23 protein-coding genes are annotated in these 17,843 nt (G+C 43.2%); 8 read left to right on the forward strand and 15 right to left on the reverse strand.

Annotated features, from left to right (window positions below):
- Positions 1 to 70 precede the first annotated feature (70 nt).
- The 14 genes from CALPO_RS15075 to CALPO_RS0106730 all read right to left on the reverse strand — a co-directional run bounded on the left by CALPO_RS15075 (position 71) and on the right by CALPO_RS0106730 (position 10,916).
- The gene (locus CALPO_RS15075; protein ID WP_081698990.1) at positions 71 to 211 is read right to left on the reverse strand and encodes a YitT family protein; all 141 of its coding nucleotides are present in this window, start codon (positions 209 to 211) and stop codon (positions 71 to 73) included.
- Between the two features lie 13 nt (positions 212 to 224).
- Positions 225 to 1,652 carry a potassium/proton antiporter gene (locus tag CALPO_RS0106660; protein WP_026486634.1) on the reverse strand — a complete coding sequence of 476 codons (1,428 nt, stop codon included), beginning with the start codon at positions 1,650 to 1,652 and terminating at the stop codon, positions 225 to 227.
- A gap of 119 nt (positions 1,653 to 1,771) precedes the next feature.
- Positions 1,772 to 2,281 (reverse strand): OCRE domain-containing protein, encoded by a 510-nt coding sequence (locus CALPO_RS0106665; RefSeq protein ID WP_026486635.1) that lies wholly within the window; start codon positions 2,279 to 2,281, stop codon positions 1,772 to 1,774.
- Positions 2,262 to 2,387 (reverse strand): hypothetical protein, encoded by a 126-nt coding sequence (locus CALPO_RS15080; RefSeq protein WP_281172748.1) that lies wholly within the window; start codon positions 2,385 to 2,387, stop codon positions 2,262 to 2,264. Before CALPO_RS15080 ends, CALPO_RS0106665 begins: the two co-directional genes overlap by 20 nt.
- A gap of 190 nt (positions 2,388 to 2,577) precedes the next feature.
- Positions 2,578 to 2,769, reverse strand: coding sequence for a hypothetical protein (locus tag CALPO_RS14635; RefSeq protein WP_156940153.1), 192 nt, complete (start codon positions 2,767 to 2,769; stop codon positions 2,578 to 2,580).
- 130 nt (positions 2,770 to 2,899) lie between these two features.
- Entirely contained in the window at positions 2,900 to 3,244 is a 345-nt protein-coding gene (locus tag CALPO_RS14190) for a hypothetical protein (protein WP_051585893.1), read from the reverse strand.
- 497 nt (positions 3,245 to 3,741) lie between these two features.
- Positions 3,742 to 4,161: a hypothetical protein gene (locus tag CALPO_RS0106685; protein ID WP_026486638.1), complete on the reverse strand. Its 420-nt coding sequence runs from the start codon at positions 4,159 to 4,161 to the stop codon at positions 3,742 to 3,744.
- Between the two features lie 20 nt (positions 4,162 to 4,181).
- Positions 4,182 to 4,535 (reverse strand): hypothetical protein, encoded by a 354-nt coding sequence (locus tag CALPO_RS0106690; protein ID WP_026486639.1) that lies wholly within the window; start codon positions 4,533 to 4,535, stop codon positions 4,182 to 4,184.
- A 473-nt stretch (positions 4,536 to 5,008) separates the two neighbouring features.
- Complete coding sequence (locus CALPO_RS0106695) at positions 5,009 to 7,459, reverse strand: DUF3854 domain-containing protein (RefSeq protein ID WP_026486640.1); 2,451 nt, start codon at positions 7,457 to 7,459, stop codon at positions 5,009 to 5,011.
- Positions 7,431 to 7,739, reverse strand: coding sequence for a hypothetical protein (locus tag CALPO_RS0106700; RefSeq protein ID WP_022587831.1), 309 nt, complete (start codon positions 7,737 to 7,739; stop codon positions 7,431 to 7,433). The genes CALPO_RS0106695 and CALPO_RS0106700 overlap by 29 nt, the downstream gene beginning before the upstream one ends.
- Before the next feature lie 193 nt (positions 7,740 to 7,932).
- Positions 7,933 to 8,409, reverse strand: a complete 477-nt coding sequence (locus CALPO_RS0106705; protein WP_026486641.1) for a hypothetical protein — start codon at positions 8,407 to 8,409, stop codon at positions 7,933 to 7,935.
- Positions 8,410 to 8,505: 96 nt separating this feature from the next.
- Positions 8,506 to 8,742 carry a hypothetical protein gene (locus CALPO_RS0106710; RefSeq protein WP_156940154.1) on the reverse strand — a complete coding sequence of 79 codons (237 nt, stop codon included), beginning with the start codon at positions 8,740 to 8,742 and terminating at the stop codon, positions 8,506 to 8,508.
- Between the two features lie 16 nt (positions 8,743 to 8,758).
- On the reverse strand, positions 8,759 to 10,084 hold the full coding sequence (locus CALPO_RS0106715) for a hypothetical protein (RefSeq protein ID WP_026486642.1): 1,326 nt from the start codon (positions 10,082 to 10,084) through the stop codon (positions 8,759 to 8,761).
- Positions 10,085 to 10,667: 583 nt separating this feature from the next.
- Entirely contained in the window at positions 10,668 to 10,916 is a 249-nt protein-coding gene (locus tag CALPO_RS0106730) for a hypothetical protein (protein ID WP_026486644.1), read from the reverse strand.
- A 565-nt stretch (positions 10,917 to 11,481) separates the two neighbouring features.
- Between CALPO_RS0106730 and CALPO_RS14640 the strand changes: the two genes are divergently transcribed.
- The 8 genes from CALPO_RS14640 (at position 11,482) to CALPO_RS0106770 (ending at position 17,009) form a co-directional block, all read left to right on the forward strand.
- The gene (locus CALPO_RS14640) at positions 11,482 to 11,667 is read left to right on the forward strand and encodes a hypothetical protein (RefSeq protein ID WP_156940155.1); all 186 of its coding nucleotides are present in this window, start codon (positions 11,482 to 11,484) and stop codon (positions 11,665 to 11,667) included.
- A gap of 63 nt (positions 11,668 to 11,730) precedes the next feature.
- Positions 11,731 to 12,141, forward strand: coding sequence for an aldo/keto reductase (locus CALPO_RS15340; RefSeq protein ID WP_281172778.1), 411 nt, complete (start codon positions 11,731 to 11,733; stop codon positions 12,139 to 12,141).
- Positions 12,081 to 12,491 (forward strand): aldo/keto reductase, encoded by a 411-nt coding sequence (locus CALPO_RS15345; RefSeq protein WP_026486645.1) that lies wholly within the window; start codon positions 12,081 to 12,083, stop codon positions 12,489 to 12,491. The genes CALPO_RS15340 and CALPO_RS15345 overlap by 61 nt, the downstream gene beginning before the upstream one ends.
- Before the next feature lie 30 nt (positions 12,492 to 12,521).
- Positions 12,522 to 13,664 carry an aldo/keto reductase gene (locus CALPO_RS0106750; protein ID WP_026486646.1) on the forward strand — a complete coding sequence of 381 codons (1,143 nt, stop codon included), beginning with the start codon at positions 12,522 to 12,524 and terminating at the stop codon, positions 13,662 to 13,664.
- 122 nt (positions 13,665 to 13,786) lie between these two features.
- Entirely contained in the window at positions 13,787 to 14,992 is a 1,206-nt protein-coding gene (locus CALPO_RS0106755) for an iron-containing alcohol dehydrogenase (RefSeq protein ID WP_035172662.1), read from the forward strand.
- A gap of 23 nt (positions 14,993 to 15,015) precedes the next feature.
- On the forward strand, positions 15,016 to 15,879 hold the full coding sequence (locus CALPO_RS0106760) for an aldo/keto reductase (protein ID WP_026486648.1): 864 nt from the start codon (positions 15,016 to 15,018) through the stop codon (positions 15,877 to 15,879).
- 41 nt (positions 15,880 to 15,920) lie between these two features.
- Positions 15,921 to 16,451 carry a flavodoxin gene (locus tag CALPO_RS13450; protein WP_026486649.1) on the forward strand — a complete coding sequence of 177 codons (531 nt, stop codon included), beginning with the start codon at positions 15,921 to 15,923 and terminating at the stop codon, positions 16,449 to 16,451.
- A gap of 165 nt (positions 16,452 to 16,616) precedes the next feature.
- Positions 16,617 to 17,009, forward strand: a complete 393-nt coding sequence (locus tag CALPO_RS0106770) for a MerR family transcriptional regulator (RefSeq protein ID WP_026486650.1) — start codon at positions 16,617 to 16,619, stop codon at positions 17,007 to 17,009.
- Between the two features lie 179 nt (positions 17,010 to 17,188).
- Here CALPO_RS0106770 and CALPO_RS0106775 read toward each other — a convergent pair whose 3' ends face one another.
- Positions 17,189 to 17,395 carry an HTH domain-containing protein gene (locus CALPO_RS0106775; protein ID WP_026486651.1) on the reverse strand — a complete coding sequence of 69 codons (207 nt, stop codon included), beginning with the start codon at positions 17,393 to 17,395 and terminating at the stop codon, positions 17,189 to 17,191.
- Positions 17,396 to 17,843 lie beyond the last annotated feature (448 nt).

The raw sequence follows: 17,843 nt of genomic DNA on the forward strand, positions 1-17,843 counted from the left end.
GGCTTCCAAAAAATCTCACAAGTTTCGACACGCCCAGCTTAGGCAATAGCTACTCTTACCGGCTGAACATTTAATGAATTACTCGTTTGCGGAACCCTCCCCCAAGTACCTCGTGAACATTTTCTATGGCTACGAAAGCGCTATCGTCAATTTCTCGGATAATAGATTTTAGTTTAGCCAATTCTAGGCGAGAAACAATGCAATAAAGAATCTCTTATCTTAGGCTACTCCAGCAGAGCTATCAGGTGCTCTTTATCTTCCTGGTAGGTCAGGATAAATAAGATATCTCCCTCCTGGATCTCCGTGTCACCCCTGGGAGGTACTATATCGTCATGTCTTACAATGGCAGTAACCAGCGTGGTCTTTGGTAGAGGGATATGCTCCAAACGCTTACCGATCAAAGAAGACCCTTTTTCCACTTCAAACTCCAACAACTCGCATTTGGTATTTTCCGTGGAGATTAACTCCAGGGAATGGGGAGAAGTCTTTTTGGTTCCAGCAAATAACTTGAGCTTGTGGGCTAAAATGTCGAGGGATGCCCCCTGGATTAAGGCTGTTAGTAAAACGATGAAGAACACGACGTTAAAAAAATAGTTGCTGTGGTCGACTCCTGCAACGTAGGGGTAAGTGGCCAGTACAATGGGGACTGCGCCCCTTATACCTCCCCAACAGAGGAATAATTTTTCCTTGAGGTTGTAATCCCAGAACAGTGTCGTTAAAAAGACCGCTGTCGGCCGTGCCACTAGCATTAGCAGCAGAGCAATAAACACCCCCTCCTTGATAAAGGCGGGAAGTTGCGAAGGAAAGACCAGCAGCCCCAGCATTAGAAAGAGAATGATGTTGCAGAAAGTGGAGGTGCCTTCTAGGAAGCGGGCTATTCCCTGCTTGTAGACGAACTTGCTGTTCCCCAGCAAATAACCAGCTATGAATACAGCAAGGAAGCCGTTGGCTTTGATTATCTCCGCTACTCCGAAGCTCAAATAGCAGAAACCGAGACTCAAAACATAGTAATAACCACCCGATTCAAGGCGGGCCCGGTTAAAGAGATAGGGTCCAAGCTTACCGAACAAGTACCCCACACCAATTCCGGCCACAATCTGCCACATTAAGTGAGCGATAAAGGGAAAAAGGTTGAAATTTGTATTCTTCATATAGTCGAGCAGATCTATGGTCAGGATAATGGCCATTGGATCGTTGGAGGCAGATTCGGCTTTCAGGGTGGTGGCCAGTTTGGGCTGAATGCTCTTATTGCGAAAAATAGAAAAAACTGCTGCAGCATCGGTGGAAGAAACGATGGCCCCTACCAGTAGGGAGGCCTCGAGGCTGAGCCCAACGATGTAGTGGGTGGCCAGTCCTAGAGTTACGGCGGTAATAAAGACACCTACCGTCGCCAAGGTAAAAGCTGGTTTGAAGGACGACTGTAATTCCTCTCTTTTGGTATTAAAGCCACCTTCAAAAAGGATAATAATGAGGGCTACATTGGCTATCCGCTGGGCTAGTAAAGGGTCATCAAAATATATTAGGTTAAGGCCATCGCTCCCGAAAAGCATTCCCAAGCCCAAAAAAATCACTAAACCGGGAACGCCGAATCGAGAGATCAGTTTGGTCGAAAAAGTGGCCAGAAGTAACAAAATAGATAATAACAGGATCAACTATCTTTCCTCCCTTTCCATAAAAACCAAACTAAAACACCTAGTGTTCCAAAATACGTCTCCACACCCTTCTAATAGGGAAGAGCAGCTACACCTTTGTCAAAACGATAAACCAGCAACTACTTAGCTTCTTTATCGATATAAATTGGTATTTTCAATGTGTCTAGCGCCTTGATAAAGTGAGGGTCGGTAATGTTGTTAAGTTTCAAAACCTGTTTGGCATACCATTCATAATTCATTCTGAAATGCTCATTCATAAAGTACGGGTTGATAATGTCAACCAACGTATCTCCTGATTGAATGGTTATCTCCCGTACCTCTTTTAGCTCCCATACATCATTAGGTCGCTCTGAGATGTTGATACCTTCAGGTATGACTACTTCTTTAGGGAAATATTCTTCGGGTGGTATTACCTTATATCCGTCCTTAACGATATACCAAACACCGGTAGTTTTGTTAGTATACCGTCCAGTTTGTTCATCATAAATGTATCCTTCAACTACTTCCTGAACCTGATTATTTTTTGCTGGCTGTTTTGTTATCTCAGGCTTGGAAAAAATCAAGTATCCACTGGCAACAACGGCAACTATCACTACCGGGATAACAAATTTATACCAACTTTTCATCATCTACTTTCTCCTTCCCGAATTCTTCTCCGCTTGGAAGCAGGTCCACCTCTCTAAGGTACTTTATCGCAGCCCACCGGACAAGGGCAGCCAGACTACGGTCGGTCATCAACGCTGCCTTCTTAACGGCTTCGTATTCGTCTTCGGTAAAGGTAACGCTTACTAATTTAGTACGTGGTTCCGCTTTCTTAGGAGCCATATAACCCACCTCAATCAACTTGATGTATTCTGATAGAAATTATATCAAAGTCTATCACGAAAGCCAACTACGGAAAGTAAATCGAGGTGGGTTGGGCTACTTATAGATAAAGCTGATACTTTAATGCACCAGAATTCTTCCAACGGTTGTAGTGACAGACGTAATTGCCACCGTAAGTAGCTGCTGTCTTTTCTGTAGCCTGTTTGGTAGAGGGGTTAACGAAACCCACCCGGCAGCGGGAAAGCTCTCTACTGTAGAGAGGGCAGGTCTTGCAGGTACGTATTTTCGTCATGGTATCACCTCCCAAGAAAGTTGCTAATAACCGTAGGAGTATAAAAATATTGATGAAAAAAGTTCCGTAGGGCATAGAGTCGTATAATTGGTTTGCAAGAGAGAAAAACCAGAAGGCGCCACGCTTTTCTTTACGCAACGCCTTCCTTTTTGGCTTTTTCTTGTTCAGGTTCCGGTTCTTTCTTTTCCGCTTTACGCTTGAGATAGTATCGCTGGATTTCCTGTTCTACTTCGGCAATCTTTTTTGAGTACCAGTCAACCCGTAGCCTTTGTTCCAGCATCTTCAGTTCTGCCAGTTCGTCGCCAGCTTCAAACTTCTTGCGGTAAACTTCCTCCTGCCTGATAGCGTACTGGAGGTTAGCACGGAAAGCATCTCTTTTTGACCGTAATGCTTGCAATTCCGGTGGGGTATTACCTGCTGGGATTACTAAAGACTGCTTGGGTTCAACCGGCTCGCTCTTGGTTCTTGGTGCCACGGTAATCACCTCCCCTCGTTATGTAGGAGTCGTTTCAGTCGGTTCAGGACAGTGCCTACGTCCTCTCCGGAGTGGATAAGCTGGCTGTGAATGCAGGAAAGCTCATAAACGAGAGAAGCTGGAGCCTCTTTCACGAGCATCTCCAGCTTCTTTGCAGCTACCACAGAACAGGTATCTGTAGGTAGGGTTTGTTGGTGTTCCAGACATCGGATGATGTCACGTACTCTTTTGAGTGTTTCTCGTTTGGTCATAGAATCATCTCCTTTCCTTGTTGGAAAATTTTAACATTTTATGATTATATTATAGTATAGGTCAGTCATGAATAAAAGAGGGGAACCAGATTTTTTGTCGGATAATGTCGAAAACTTTACAAGAAAAAAGAGCCTGTTTTTAAGGCTCACCGTCAGAAAACAATACCGGATAAGGAAGAGGAGGTTACTTACGAGGACGGAATTCCATCAATTTAGCTTCGATACGCTGCTGAGCTTTACGGTTTTTCAGCCAACGGATACTTGAATGGTAGCATAAACCGGAGCGGTAAGAATAGTAAAAATGGAAGAACGAGGTATGTTTTTATCCACCCACTTCAAAATGTCTTCCAGAAGGAAGCTATAGTCTTCCTGTTCTGATGGGTCACTCCAGTTACTGTATAAGAATCTTGCCTTCGTAGGTGTAATGTCAACACAGGCAAGCCATCCGTGACGCTTGCTAATTCTTTCCAGAGCCTTCATCTCGGATGGGAGAAATTTTAGTCCGGTGGATGAGAGGTCAAGGGTAACTTCGCAGTAGTTGTGTTCCGTCTGGAAATCTACAATAATCATTGGAAGACTGTTTTTGTAACATACTTGCTTGTATGTTTCAAACCTTTGATAAGAGGTAGAGTCGCAGTCGCTTATTTTAAGAACAGGGTAGGGCATAGTAATCACCTCCACAAATTCTATGTTGTACGCTCAGGCGGTTTCTTTGAGTAGTTACACTCATAGGCGTCTCTCATATCTTCGGCTGTTTCATAAAACACCCACCGCTTTGATGGACTGTGCAGAGGCTCGGCCATCTCACTGATGTGCACTACTGAAATATTAGAGGGAGCTCCCATTAGAAAATCGTAGTACTGAATGACGTAATATCCGTCACCAAGATAACTAAGAACATGCCCTTGGCGGTCAACTGTATAACAATCTTCGTCAAGGATATGGAACCACTTTCCTTCAAGACTCTTCCACTTCTCCATCCAGCGTTTGAGTGCTTCTTCAGCTTTCTTGCGTTGAACATCATTACTCGTCAAGCTCATTTAATCAATCACCTACCATTTACTGTTAATGATTAAATTATAAATGGCTTGACAGGAACTTTATAGGGAGGAACTTTTTTACTTCGGAAGAGGTGGAAGTAGCAGCATTTCAGAAGAGCTTATTGTTAGCTTTGCTAGCTTAGGGCTAGCACCCGCTAGCTCGAAGCTAACAACGGCAAATATACTATTTGCAAGTATTTTACGATTCGCGCCTAGCTATATTAGGTTTTTGGGTATATCTCTATATATAGTTTTTATAAACACCTCTCTTAAAAAATTCCATATAAAGAGATATGCTAAAAAAGCTAAAAAAGCTAGCAAAAACGCTGCAAACTATTGATTTTATTGGATTTTCGATTGCTAGCTTCGTGCTAGCTTAGCTAGCTTCGATGCTAGCAAAGCTAGGTGTGAGAACCAACAGAAAAGCCCAGCCAAGCATTATCGCTTAGCTGAGCTTAAACGAGAGAACGTTTTTAGCAGGTATAATAGGTAGTGTTCTGGTCTCTTCGGTGAACTCGAATTCCAGTAACTTCTGCTACCAGCTCCTCCTGCTCCCGAATGTAACCAGCGAGTTCCTGCGGATTATGGAAGGGATAAGGTATGGTGCTTGGGCCATTGGAGTTAGCGAGTACCCAATCAGTAATTTCTCTAAGCTGGAAGATAGGTTTCTTTTGTCCTGCTTCTACTTCCTGCCTTCTTCGTACTGCAAATTCTCTCAGCACCATCAATGCGTTATCGGCTTGGTATTGTGTTTCCCGTATCACCTGTGGCAGCTTATCAACCACTGATTCCATTGTGGAAAGTAGCTGCCTGCTTTCATCAAGAGCTTCTGCCATAAGCAGCAACGCTCTCTCAAAGCCTTCAAGACGTATACTCTTACGTCGGTAGGCTTCAAATTTCGTGTCCACAAGCTGGAAGAAACGTTGAGCGGCAACGAGCATATCGGAGAGCAAGGCTTCTCTTCCCGGCGTATCATAAAGAACCTTCCACTCCCAGTCATCTACTTTTTGTCCTTCCGGTATCTTTTTGAATCGAAAAACCAACGACCTCTCCATCAAATCTGAAGCGTGGATAGGTAAACGGGTAGCAGTAATAGCGAAAGTGCAGTCTGTCTTAATTGTCACATCCGTGTTAGAGTAGAGCGGACGATATTGGATTTTCTTAAGCGTAACCGCCCTTGCGATTTCCTCTTCAAACTGTTCCCGGTAATTTCTCAGGCTACCTGGTCTGACGTTATCAAAAACGTAAATCCCACGAGCACTGGCAAGGAAAGTTCGCAACTCTTGAATATCCCTTGGAGTGACTCCGACGCCTATCTCTCCAACAAGAACTCCTGTCCGAACATAGTAAAAACGAGATTTACCTGAACCAGCTTCACCAATAGCCATTTCAACTGGCAACTCCAATCCTCTCCAGTCCCGGAAAAGAGGGGAGAGGTAACAAAGGACTTCAAGCAGTGCTCTTTGTTCTTCGTCCGTAAAAATAGAATGATTGTCAAGATTGAGAGTGTTCACTACCTGACGCCATAACCGTTTTGGTCGTGATGGCAGGTTTTGGAAGTCTATCTTAACCGGCTTAACAATTCCTTTCTTAAACAGCACTCCGTCAACGCCATTATCCTCCAAAGTGATAGCATCTTTAGTTACCTTTGCAACTGCCGAATCGCTAAGCTGAACGTATAAGGTATCCGTTGATACTTTTGGTGGTTCGCTTACGTATGAGACCCTGCGAGTCCTCACACGAGGGCAGCCCTGTATGAAAGCTGTTGACAGACGATTTATGACTTCTCTATCAGCGGTTCCAATACCGTATTTAGCTGTGATTAACTCCGCAAACTCTCCAACCCGGAAAGCATTCGCATTTTCAGTCCAGTCTACTTCGTAAAGAAGTTTATCTTTCCCGTCAAAATAGTAGAATTTTCTGTTATCCGCTTCATCACGATAACGTCGTCCTTCATAATCAAGGTCGGCTACTATTGCCGTAGCTGCCATTTCGTAATCGTCCCGGTTTAGACCTCGTTTTCTTAGGTGCCTTTGCAACCAGCTTCGCAGTTGCGGTTGTATCGGAAAACGAGCCTGTTTAGCCAATTCCCAAAAATCATCAGCGGTGTGAGTCAGCAAGAAGTCATCCAGTCCAATCTTTTCTCCTTCCTTTTCCGGATGAGGTAGAATTACCTGTTTTACATCAGCACCACGTTTGAACAACCAGAAGGCGAAATCAAAGGCTGCTTGCTGAACTTGCTCTTTGACTGGAAAGCCACTTGCTGAATCGCTGTCAAAGACGATGTATACTGTCCGCTGTCTCCAGTCAAACTCAAGAAGTTCTGGAGCCACATTTTCTTCCAGCAACTGGATAGCATCAGCATCCTTTATCGTAAAAGTGATAAAGCCTCTTTTGCTTTCTTCAATTTCGTTAGGCTTAATTCTGTACTTACCGTGCTTGACATTATTAACACCGCCAAGAGCAATAGCGGGAATGCCTTCCTGTACTGCTTTAGCAGCCTTTTTTTCGCCCTCCACTATAACAAGCGGTTTAGATGTATCTTTGGCTATCTTCCATATTTCCGGTAGTACATAAACGTGAACTCCAGTATCCTTTGGTTGAGCGTATTTAATCTGTTTTCCTTCTGAATTGACCGTCGGTTGATGGTAGCGAATACGGAAGAAGGGTATTTCTTCTTTCTCACCAGTAACAAGCCGGTCATAAATGGCACTTCCATCTTTGTTGAGGTAAGGAATAACGTAACCTGTGCTTTGCGGGAATGGAGTCAAGTTCCTTTCAACGTCTGTGGCATCCCTAACGTTCATCTTCTTAATGGTTTCTTCATTTAGTCCGCTTCGTTTCAGGTCTTCCATTGATAGTGGTGAAAGTAGCTGCAGCAAGTTATCCTGAACGTTACATTCCAACGCCCTCGCTGTGTTCATTTTGACCAGCCTCCTTCTTCAATGTCTCTCGTTTAATGTAGTTAATGCGGTCTCCTAACTCTCGCATCGCTCTCACGTATTCAAATAGGTTGACGGTCAGGTTTTTATCACCCTCAAACTTCGTCCGCAAGTCCCGAAGGGTGGAGAAGTCAGCATCTGGGTAAAGGAATATCGCCCTTCTTGCCTTAAAGTATGGAATTTTGATTTCTGGTTCATAACCGTTTAACATTAAGTAAGCAGCGAAGTGCAAGTCCTTTGTATAGAAGGGCTCTCGTTGCATAGTTATCGAACCTCCTTAAATTAAGTTGGTTTTTCTTTTCACGTATAAAAATAGTTGATGAAAAAAGTTCCTAGGTGCATAGAGGCTTATAAACGTTAATCCAACGATATTTTCATGTGCTAAAATACGATTTTGTTTCTTTTCAAATAAAGATAGCCGATTCCGATTACAGATAGAGTTATCAGTGACCATATCAGCCAGAACATTCTTTATCACCATCCCTAGGTGGTCTGCCAATACGTTTTGAGCTTTTTCGCATTCCTTCAGAAATGCGTTTCCTGCGTTCTTGGTTAGCTTCTGGGTCACGGAGGTAGTTCAGATACTTTTCTCTAATCTCCGGATTTTCCCAAGCTCGCTTTACGCCCTCGATTTGTCGTGATTTTATATCCGGGTCGTTCAACGCTGCTTTTACCCCGCGACTTACTTTTTTCCGGAATTCTTCCGACTGACAAGCGCGACGAATTTTTGAGTTAGGGTCTTGCCATTGCGCTTTCAAAAAATGGCGTTTTTTCTCTCTATATTCATCGGACTGCAATTTTTGACGTAATTTTGAGTTAGGGTCTTGCCAGAGGCTCCTTACTACTTGACTTGTCTTTTTTCGCCACTCTTCATAGGCTGGAGAATTACGCCATACTTCATATTCAGGTGTTCCTCTTTTAGGTAGAGGCATTATCTCACCTCCTTAGCTTCTTTTAATGGATAAAATTTTAGGTTATACCAACGGAACTTTATAGAGAGCAACTTTTTTTCTTCGGAGGAGAAAGTCTTATCCAGCATATTCCAGTTGCTTTTTTATATGTTGAGGTACTAACTCGTAATGGTAAGTTGCTTCGCAGCATTGCATTCCCAATGGACAGTGACGTAAAGCTTGCCATTCGTTATCTCCAAAGGCGCAGAGAAAGTCATACCCGAAATTTCCAAAACAGGTTTGAGACAACTTCTCAGCCAGTTCATCTTTCATAAGGTCATTCCACTTAATCCAGTAGAAAATGGGTAGCATCATATTCATCTCCTTTCGGTTACTCGTTAAAGATTTTTTGGTTAATCAGCCTGTTGAGTTCGTGAGAAGGTGGTAATGCTCTAAAAACACCGCTCCAGAAACCGCTATCGTCACGCTTTTCAATATCCGGTTGAAGGTTGTTAGGATACTGCCAGCGTGCCACGTTGGACAAAATTTTCAAGTCTCCGGAGAGGTAACTTCTTTCGGACTTCTCCTTTTCTACGGAAGCCTGAACTCTCTTAACGAAGGTGTACCAATTGCTGGCAAGCTCTTGGCCTCTCTTGAAGAACTCTTCCATCTCCATCTGCGTGTATGTGGCACTGTCACGTTTTCGGGTGGGCGTAGAAACCTTATCGACTGTGGCATCATCCAAAGTATCTACGGTCATCAGCATGGAGAGAATATCGGTTAGCTGTTTAGCAATCCTTTCCTTTGCGGTGGAGGTGAGTTGGTCACGATAGCTGAGAGCGTTTGGTAATTCCTTCAACCATTGGCTTAACCGTCCTTGCAAATCTTTTGCTTGCAGCGTTACTGCGCGATACATACTTGACGGGTAGGGTTCGTAATGTTCCTTATTGTCCTTAGACAGTCTTGCAAAATCATCAGGAGTAAACGGTGGACGTTTTATCCCGTAGGTATCTTCGAGGAAACGGCCGATGCGCTCCAAATCGTAGCTTCCTTCTTCAACCTCTCGCTGCAAAGCGGTAGCTCGCCTGAAATTTTTCTGGACAACATCCTTCTTAACAGAATCTAAGAGTCCCTGAAGGATTTCATCGTCTGAAAGGGCAAAGGATGTCCCTTTAACAACAGATTTCGCTACTTCGTAGTTACGGAGAACTACTTCCACGTAGCTTTCCAGAGAGTTTTTGCTGCCTCTCAATGCCTGCCATTGTTTTGCAACCTTGTCAACTTTCTTGCGGAATATCTCATCGGTTTCGTAACGCTTTCTTATCTCATTTCGCATATTTGACCCCTCCTTTTGAGATTTTGAAACAGTAACCGTGCTTGCGGTTTTAGTGATAAAATGTTGAGAGAGAAGGCGCATCAAATTGTCAATGCGTTCCACTGTTTGAGCTTCTTCTAAACTGCTTTTAACGTATTGAACGAAGGCATCTTCCTGCGGGAATTGGTTCAGTTGTTCCCGTGCTAGTTTTCGAGCGATTTCTACCTCATTGGTGGTATTTTTCTTGATTGTGCGTTTCGCAAGCGGGTCAATAAACGACTTGCCAATCTGCTCTCCGTGTGGAGCGAAAAAGGCAGTCTCGCCTGTTACTGGATTAAATCGCTTAATTGCTGGGCCGAATTCGGTATTGACTTTTTCTTCGACCCAATCAACGAACGACATCTTGAAAACACCTCCCTTGCAATGAATGATTAGGCTGCTTTAATGGTAATCAGGAAACCGATACTTGAGGGAAATTCAAGATTAGTTCGTTGAAACCTGCTGGGCAGTTGCTGCCGGTTCCGTTGAAACTGTCGTTTTGAGTATACCTATGAGGGATTGAAACTCCATATTACACCTCCTATTCCCATGCCGATTGGTTCGCTCTTGACGCTTGCTGTTACAGTAATTACCTCTCTTTGTTATGTATGAGTTGCTTCAGTCGGTTCAGGAGAATGCCTACGTCGTCCCTGGAGTGGAGAAGCTGGCTGTGAATGCAGGAAAGGTCATAAACAAAAGAAGCTGGAGCTTCTTTCACAGCCACCACAGAGCAGGTTGTCTTTGTAGGTAGCGTTTGTTGATGCTCCAGATATAGGATGATGTCTCGTACTCTTTTGAATACTTCTCGTTTGGTCATAGAACCATCTCCTTCCTTTATAGGAAAATCTAACGTCTTATGTGTCGTAAATTATTGATACAAAAATAAGAGGCTCCGATGAGCCTTTTTTAACTGACAGGACTTTTTCGCATGAAAAGTTTTGCTGGCCTAGTCAGCGATAATCGTACTTACTCGTTCCAACGCAGCGTTGACAACGGCTCTCCACAAACTAAGCCGACTAGCTACATCATTGTAAAGTTCCAAGTTTGGTGGTTCTCCCAGCGTCCCCAATCCAGCGTTTATGAGTTCCAACTGAGCCTTTAGATAATGAAGATAACGGTAAGTGTCACCCAAGCGTTCTTCGCTGTCATTGCCCTTTTGGGTGGCAAACGCCAGCGTTATGGCTTCCTCATCCAATTGAAACTCAAACTCATCAATCTCATTTAAGGAGGACGGAAAACATCATGGCTTCCTCTATTGGCCGTTCCGCCTCTCATGTTTTTTCGGTGGCCATAATCTCACCTCCATTTAAGTTACTAAATGTCGTCAGTTGCCACTCCCGTCAAACCAGCCACCCTGCAACTCTCCTGTAAAGCGCAGCGTGCACAGGTGCTGAATTTGCTGCTGTATTTCGAGCTGAGTTACAACGGGTATTTTTTCTGAACCGGCTCCAACAATTTTCCTTTGAAACCTTTCCAATAATAGAGTAACGAGCTGGTTTCAAAAGCTGACCTCTTCAGCGGTATCACCCCGGGTAGCTTTGTCACCCATGCCGAAATTTAAAGTTCTTCAGGTCGGTAAGGATAATGCGGAAAACACCTTCATTGTGGAAGGATACAACTGAATCAATTGTATCGATTTCGTGCTGGAAGGTTGCCGCTCTACTCTGTCCTTGTAAGTCCAGTCTTCGGGATGGATAGGGTTTTCTAGCACCCTGTTCACTATGCTGCGCTATCTTTCCAAAGAGGTTTCTGTAATCTCAGTGGCCATCTGGCATCACCTCATTTCCAATTCCAATGGTACCAAGCGAGCGTGGAAAAGTAGTTTTGGGGAATTCTCACCATTGGCGGCAGAAAAAAGCAAGCTAGAAGTAGGCCCCAGGATAGCTGCTAAGATTTATACTACAAAAGGTATTGACTTGGAGTTAACTCCAGCAAGTATACTCTAATTGTAGGTAAAAACATAGGGGGGTTATCTATGGTAAAGCGAAAACTGGGAAAATCTGGCTTTGATGTTTCCGGAATTTGATTTATATCCTGACGGAAGACCGGGTTGGAGTGGACTTAACAGCCGACCAGAGCACATCAAAAAAGCTGTAGAAGGTTCTCTCAGGCGGCTCAGGATAGACGCGATTGATCTTTACTACCAGCACCGTGTGGATCCAAATGTACCCATTGAAAACGTGGCTGGAGCGGTAAAGAATCTCATCCAGGAAGGGAAAGTAAGATACTTTGGATTGTCGGAGGCAAGTGCAAAAACTATTCGCCGAGCTCATGCTGTTGTCCAGTTACCGCTGTTCAAAGTTAGTATTCTCTATGGTGAAGGAAGCCTGAGGAAGAAGTACTACCAACATGTGAGGAATTGGGTATTGGTTTTGTTCCTTACAGTCCGCTTGGGGAGGGATTTCTTACAGGAACTATAGATGAGAAAACTCAATTTGATTCAACAGATATACGTAGCAGTATTCCTCGCTTTCAACCTGAAGCAATACGAGCAAACCTTGCACTTGTTGACTTCATAAAGGAAATTGCCCGCAGAAAGCAAGCAACTCCTGCACAAATAGCTTTAGCTTGGCTTTTAGCTCAAAAACCTTGGATTGTTCCAATTCCTGGTACAACAAGACCTGAACGACTCAAAGAAAATATAGGTGCTGTATCTATAACATTTACTGAAGAGAATTCCTATCCAGGGTGGGCAATATCCGGAGGAGGTAGAAAGAATGACATATCGATAAATCCTTTAAATGAAATTAAAAAATACCAATTACTTTAATGCTAATGTGGATAATGGGGGGAAAAGATAATGCAATACAGCGATTTTGGGAAAACGGGTGTAAAAACTTCTATTCTGGGATTTGGTGCTATGAGGCTTCCTATCGTTGGGGAAGATGTATCTCAGATCGATGAAGAAAAGGCAATAGAGATGATTAGATATGCCATCGAACATGGTGTAAATTATGTTGACACTGCATATCCATACCATCGGGGAAACAGTGAAAAATTAGTTGGGGAAGCGCTAAAGGATGGATACAGGAAAAAAGTTTTCCTTGCCACTAAATCTCCCGTATGGCAGGTAGAAAAGCACGAAGATTTTGACAGATTTCTGGATGAACAGCTGGAAAAACTCCAAACTGACCATGTGGACATGTACCTTATGCACGCTCTCAACAAAGAAAGATGGGAAAAAATAAAAACTTTGAGGTTCTTCGAATTCTTTGAGAGAGCAAAAGCACGAGGAAAAATAAGATTTGCAGGATTTTCCTTCCATGACAAATACCCCACATTTAAAGAGATAGTGGATGGCTACGATGGATGGGATTTCTGTCAAATCCAACTAAATTACATGGATGTCAACTACCAGGCAGGAGTGAGAGGGTTAAAGTACGCTGCTTCCAAGGGACTTGGAGTAGTAATAATGGAACCATTGAAGGGTGGAAAACTAGCAAAACTTCCACAAAAAGTGCAAGATATTCTCAAAAGAAGTGGGAAAGACTGGTCTGCGGTGGAGTGGAGTTTCGGATGGCTTGGAAACTTTCCGGAGGTTTCTGTTATACTAAGTGGAATGAGCACTTTGGAACATGTGAAAGAGAATGTTGAAATCATGAAAAATGTAATCCCAAATAACTTGACTGAAGAGGACTTGAAACTGATCGAGGAGGCGAGAAAAACACTGGGATCTTTTGCAGTGATAAACTGCACAGGATGTGGCTACTGCATGCCGTGTCCAAGCGGTGTGGATATTCCTGAAAATTTCAAACTGTATAATGAAACCGTCGTGTTTGGAAATTGGGAAGGTGGAAGAGGAATATACAAATGGTTTGAGGGGCAGAAGACATCTGCGTCTTTCTGCAAGGAGTGCGGTGAGTGCCTTAATAAATGTCCGCAAAGATTGGAAATTCCTTCTCTTCTTAAAAAAGTTAACATGGAACTCACTGATGCAAAATGAGAAAAATCTTTTTGTTTATATCAGCTTAAGTGCGTTTTATTTGCTCGAGAGAAAAATTTTTAATTATAGTATTCGTTAATATGAATAAATGCCACAAAAAACTTGTGTTGGAGGTGTTACCCATAATGGAATTTGAATTTTATAATCCAACCCGACTAATCTTTGGTGCAGGTTCATTAGAACAGTTAGGGAAAGTAGTTAGTCAATATGGTAAAAAAGCATTGCTTGTCATTGGTGGAGGAAGTATAAAGAAAAGCGGAGCATTTGACCGAGCGGTATCCAGCTTGAAAACAGCGGCTGTTTCAGTGGTGGAATTCTCTGGTGTTGAGCCAAATCCACGGCTGTCAACTGTGGTACGTGCTGCAGAACTGGCAAAAAAAGAAGCTTGTGATGTGATTATAGGTATGGGTGGCGGTAGCGTCATGGACGCCTCAAAAGTAATTGCAGCCTCAGTCCTTTATGAAGGTGATCCTAAGGATATGCTTGTACGGGCAGGAAAAGCGCCCAGACTTCCGGAGCGAGCTCTTCCAATTATAACAGTTCCAACGCTTGCAGCAACAGGCTCTGAGATGAACTGCGGCGCTGTAATAACAATTGATGATGAAAAAGAAAAACTAAAGACATTTGTTAAAACTGAAGTTCTATATCCTAAAGTAGCTGTTGTAGATCCTGAACTTACCATAACAGTTCCTAAAGCTTATACAGCTTATGGTGTTTGTGACATAATAACGCATGTAACAGAAGGTTATTTTAATGGTATAGACGGAACTCCTATTCAAGATAGATTTGCTGAAGGAGTTATACTCACAGTTTTAGAGTGGGGACCAAAAGCAGTTAGCAATGGAAGCGATTTAGAAGCACGTGCACAAGTGCAGTGGGCTTCAATTGTTGCGCTAAACGGTTGGGTTCAAGCAGGGGTTAAGGCTCCTTATCCAGTGCATCAGATTGAACACACACTTTCTGCACTGTATGATATTCCTCATGGAGCAGGGCTGGCAGTAGTGAATCCGGCGTGGATGCGCTTTGCTGCAAGATTCCGTCCCGAACGTTTTGCCCAATTTGCTCAGCGCATATTTGGGCTGTCAGCAATCGGCAAAGACAATTTGAGTTTGGCTTTAGAAAGCATTAACAGGTTTGAAGAGTTTTTGCGTTCTATAGGTTGTCCTACGCGTCTGCCAGAATTGGGCATTGGAGAAATTACCGAGGAAATGTTTTTCCGTTATGCGGAAGAAACGCTGAAAGTGCTTCAGGATGAAGAAGGAAGACTTCCAGGTCATCCACCTTTGCGAAAGGAAGATATTGTAGAAATACTGCGTATGGCAATGTAATTAATTCAGTAGGAGGGGTTAACATGCAAAAGGTAGTTTTGAACAACGGCGTTGAGATGCCCATTTTGGGCTACGGTGTTTATCAGATCACTGATCTTGAACAGTGCGAACAGTGTGTTTATGATGCTATCAAAGCGGGTTACCGGTTGATCGATACAGCAGCCGCTTACATGAATGAAAAAGCGGTTGGGAAGGCTATTAAGAGAGCAATTGAGGAAAGTATAGTAAAAAGAGAAGATCTATTTATTACTACAAAACTCTGGATACAAGACGCAGGCTACGAGTCGACCAAGAAAGCATTTGAAAAATCGCTTAAAAGGCTTCAGCTTGACTATATCGACCTTTATTTGATTCATCAACCTTTTGGTGATGTGCATTGTGCTTGGCGGGCTATGGAGGAACTATACCGTGAAGGATTTATTAGAGCAATAGGTGTTAGCAACTTCCAACCAGACCGTTTGATGGATTTAATAGTTCACCACGAGGTGGTTCCTGCTGTGAACCAGATAGAAATACATCCGTTCTGCCAGCAAACAGAAAGCATCGAGTTCATGAAGAAATATAATGTACAGCCAGAAGCCTGGGGTCCTTTTGCAGAAGGCAGGAACAACATCTTTCAGAATGAAGTTTTAGCATCTATAGCCAAAAAGTACAATAAAACAGTTGCACAGGTGATTTTGCGGTGGCTGATTCAAAGAGGGATAGTCACAATCCCGAAAACTGTGCACAAAGAGAGGATGATTGAAAACATTGACATATTCGACTTTGAATTAAGTCAAGAGGATGTGGAAAAGATTGCAGCATTGGACACAAAAAAGAGCCTGTTCTTATCGCATAATGATCCGGAAACTGTGAAATGGCTTGGCACACTTAAATTTGATATATAGTGGGTAAATGAAAAACAGTGATTTTGAAAGGAGTGTAGGAATTGCCGTATTCAAAGATTCTTATCGCTTATTTTTCTCGCAGAGGAAATATTTATGTAGGCGGCAGTATTTTAAATCTGCCGATTGGAAATACAGAGGTAATAGCGAAGAAGATACACGAACTTATTGGTGGTGATATGTTCGAAATTAAAACGGTAAAGCCATATCCGGAAGATTATACAGAAACAATAGAAGTAGCAAAGGAAGAAAAAAGGCAGAATGCCAGGCCAGAACTTGCAAATAAGCTAGACGACATAAATTCTTACGATGTGATTTTCCTCGGCTACCCCAATTGGTGGGGAACGATGCCGATGGCTGTGTTTACATTTTTAGAGTCTTATGATTTCGCGGGGAAGGCCATTGTTCCATTTTGCACACATGAAGGCAGCGGAATGGGAAGCAGTGAGCGCGATATCAAGAAACTTTGCCCGAACGCAAAGGTACTGCCCGGTGTAGCCATTCGAGGAAGCAATGTTAACAGAGCAGATAAAGATATTGCAGACTGGCTTAAGAGACTCGGTTTGATATCATAGTATTTGCAACTTAAAATAGAAGAAGAGGCATAATATATAGGGCAAACTTGATTTAGAAGTTTCGTTTTTAAAAATAGTAGCACGGATAGTGCTACTATTTTAAAACCCTTAACTTGGAGCTAACTCAAAGTATTAGATAATATTGGACATTGGTGGTGAAACTACATGACGATTGCAGAAGTAAGCAAAAAATTTGGCCTTTCACCGGATACTCTCCGCTACTATGAGCGTATTGGCCTGATCCCCAGGGTAAATCGCAACGAAAGCGGTATCCGGGATTATACGGAGGAATACTGTAAGTGGATTGAATTCATTAAATGTATGCGCAGCGCAGGTGTTCACGTTGCAACGCTGGTCGAGTATGTTACACTGCTCCAGCAAGGCGACAAAACTATAGAGGCCAGAAAACAAATTCTTATCGAGCAACGGGAGAAACTTCTTTCCCGCATTGAAGAAATGGAGAGAGCGCTGGAAAGGTTAAATTTTAAAATTGAAGAATATGAGACTAAACTTATTCCGGCAGAAAACAACTTAAAAAGATTGGTACACAACAGCTAGTCTATAAAAAGACGGGCTGTTGTGTGATGAGCTCAAACAGGGAGTACGAGTAGGCCCAAGGGTAGCGCCAAGGTTTGGGCCAACATTAGGCCAACTCTACTTGGGTTTGGGGCTTACGGGGTTTCGGTTACAATTGCATCTTTCTCCCGCTTCCCAACCCAGCGGTAGATTTTGGGTTTCTACCCCTTACCGCCTTCCTCCGTTATAGGCATGTTCCTGTCCTGAATCTCCCGGATGTAGTGCCGCACGGTTTCCTCACTCACTCCCAGTTCCTGGACTATGTCTTTGAAGACTATCCCGTCCTCGCCGCTCTGCTTAATGAGTTCCAGCACCTTGCCACGGGTAGAGGTATCCTCGACCCTCACCACAAATCCGGTGGTCGTCATCTTGAAGGTTTCCGGGTTGACGTAAACCTCGATGGCTCTGTCTGTGACCCTCCCACGAGAATCGGTCAGCGGCGGGATGTCTCTACCGTCAAGCCGTAGGTAAAGAATGCGGTCGCCAAGCTCCCGAATCGGCTCTAACGTAGTTGAACAGGTTCACGGTCAGGTTCTTGTCACCCTTGATTTTAAATTGGTTTTTCCTTCCGCGTATAAAAATAGTTGATGAAAAAAGTTTCTAGGTGCATAGAGACTTATAAACGTTAATACAACGATATTTTCACGTGCTAACTTGTGGTTTTGTTTTCTTTCAAGTAAATATAGCAGTTCATTACCACCGATAAAGTTACCAGCGACCAGACAACCCAGAATATTCCTGGCACCTCCTTATCCGACATTCTCTAATTGTTTCTTGATACGGCGTGGTACTAGCTCGTAGTGGTAGGTTGCTTCA

This window comes from Caldanaerobius polysaccharolyticus DSM 13641 (assembly GCF_000427425.1).
GTDB classification, from domain to species: domain Bacteria; phylum Bacillota; class Thermoanaerobacteria; order Thermoanaerobacterales; family Caldanaerobiaceae; genus Caldanaerobius; species Caldanaerobius polysaccharolyticus.

Excerpts from the sequence above, each read along its gene's own strand:
- CALPO_RS0106685 (WP_026486638.1), bottom strand. The coding sequence starts at position 4,161 with ATGCCCTACCCTGTTCTTAAAATAAGCGACTGCGACTCTACCTCTTAT.
- CALPO_RS0106715 (WP_026486642.1), bottom strand. The coding sequence starts at position 10,084 with ATGTCGTTCGTTGATTGGGTCGAAGAAAAAGTCAATACCGAATTCGGC.
- CALPO_RS15340 (WP_281172778.1), top strand. The coding sequence starts at position 11,731 with ATGTTTCCGGAATTTGATTTATATCCTGACGGAAGACCGGGTTGGAGT.
- CALPO_RS14635 (WP_156940153.1), bottom strand. The coding sequence starts at position 2,769 with ATGACGAAAATACGTACCTGCAAGACCTGCCCTCTCTACAGTAGAGAG.
- CALPO_RS0106705 (WP_026486641.1), bottom strand. The coding sequence starts at position 8,409 with ATGCCTCTACCTAAAAGAGGAACACCTGAATATGAAGTATGGCGTAAT.
- CALPO_RS15080 (WP_281172748.1), bottom strand. The coding sequence starts at position 2,387 with ATGACCGACCGTAGTCTGGCTGCCCTTGTCCGGTGGGCTGCGATAAAG.
- CALPO_RS0106690 (WP_026486639.1), bottom strand. The coding sequence starts at position 4,535 with ATGAGCTTGACGAGTAATGATGTTCAACGCAAGAAAGCTGAAGAAGCA.
- CALPO_RS0106775 (WP_026486651.1), bottom strand. The coding sequence starts at position 17,395 with ATGACGACCACCGGATTTGTGGTGAGGGTCGAGGATACCTCTACCCGT.
- CALPO_RS0106750 (WP_026486646.1), top strand. The coding sequence starts at position 12,522 with ATGCAATACAGCGATTTTGGGAAAACGGGTGTAAAAACTTCTATTCTG.
- CALPO_RS0106710 (WP_156940154.1), bottom strand. The coding sequence starts at position 8,742 with ATGATGCTACCCATTTTCTACTGGATTAAGTGGAATGACCTTATGAAA.
- CALPO_RS0106695 (WP_026486640.1), bottom strand. The coding sequence starts at position 7,459 with ATGAACACAGCGAGGGCGTTGGAATGTAACGTTCAGGATAACTTGCTG.
- CALPO_RS0106760 (WP_026486648.1), top strand. The coding sequence starts at position 15,016 with ATGCAAAAGGTAGTTTTGAACAACGGCGTTGAGATGCCCATTTTGGGC.
- CALPO_RS0106665 (WP_026486635.1), bottom strand. The coding sequence starts at position 2,281 with ATGATGAAAAGTTGGTATAAATTTGTTATCCCGGTAGTGATAGTTGCC.
- CALPO_RS0106770 (WP_026486650.1), top strand. The coding sequence starts at position 16,617 with ATGACGATTGCAGAAGTAAGCAAAAAATTTGGCCTTTCACCGGATACT.
- CALPO_RS0106700 (WP_022587831.1), bottom strand. The coding sequence starts at position 7,739 with ATGCAACGAGAGCCCTTCTATACAAAGGACTTGCACTTCGCTGCTTAC.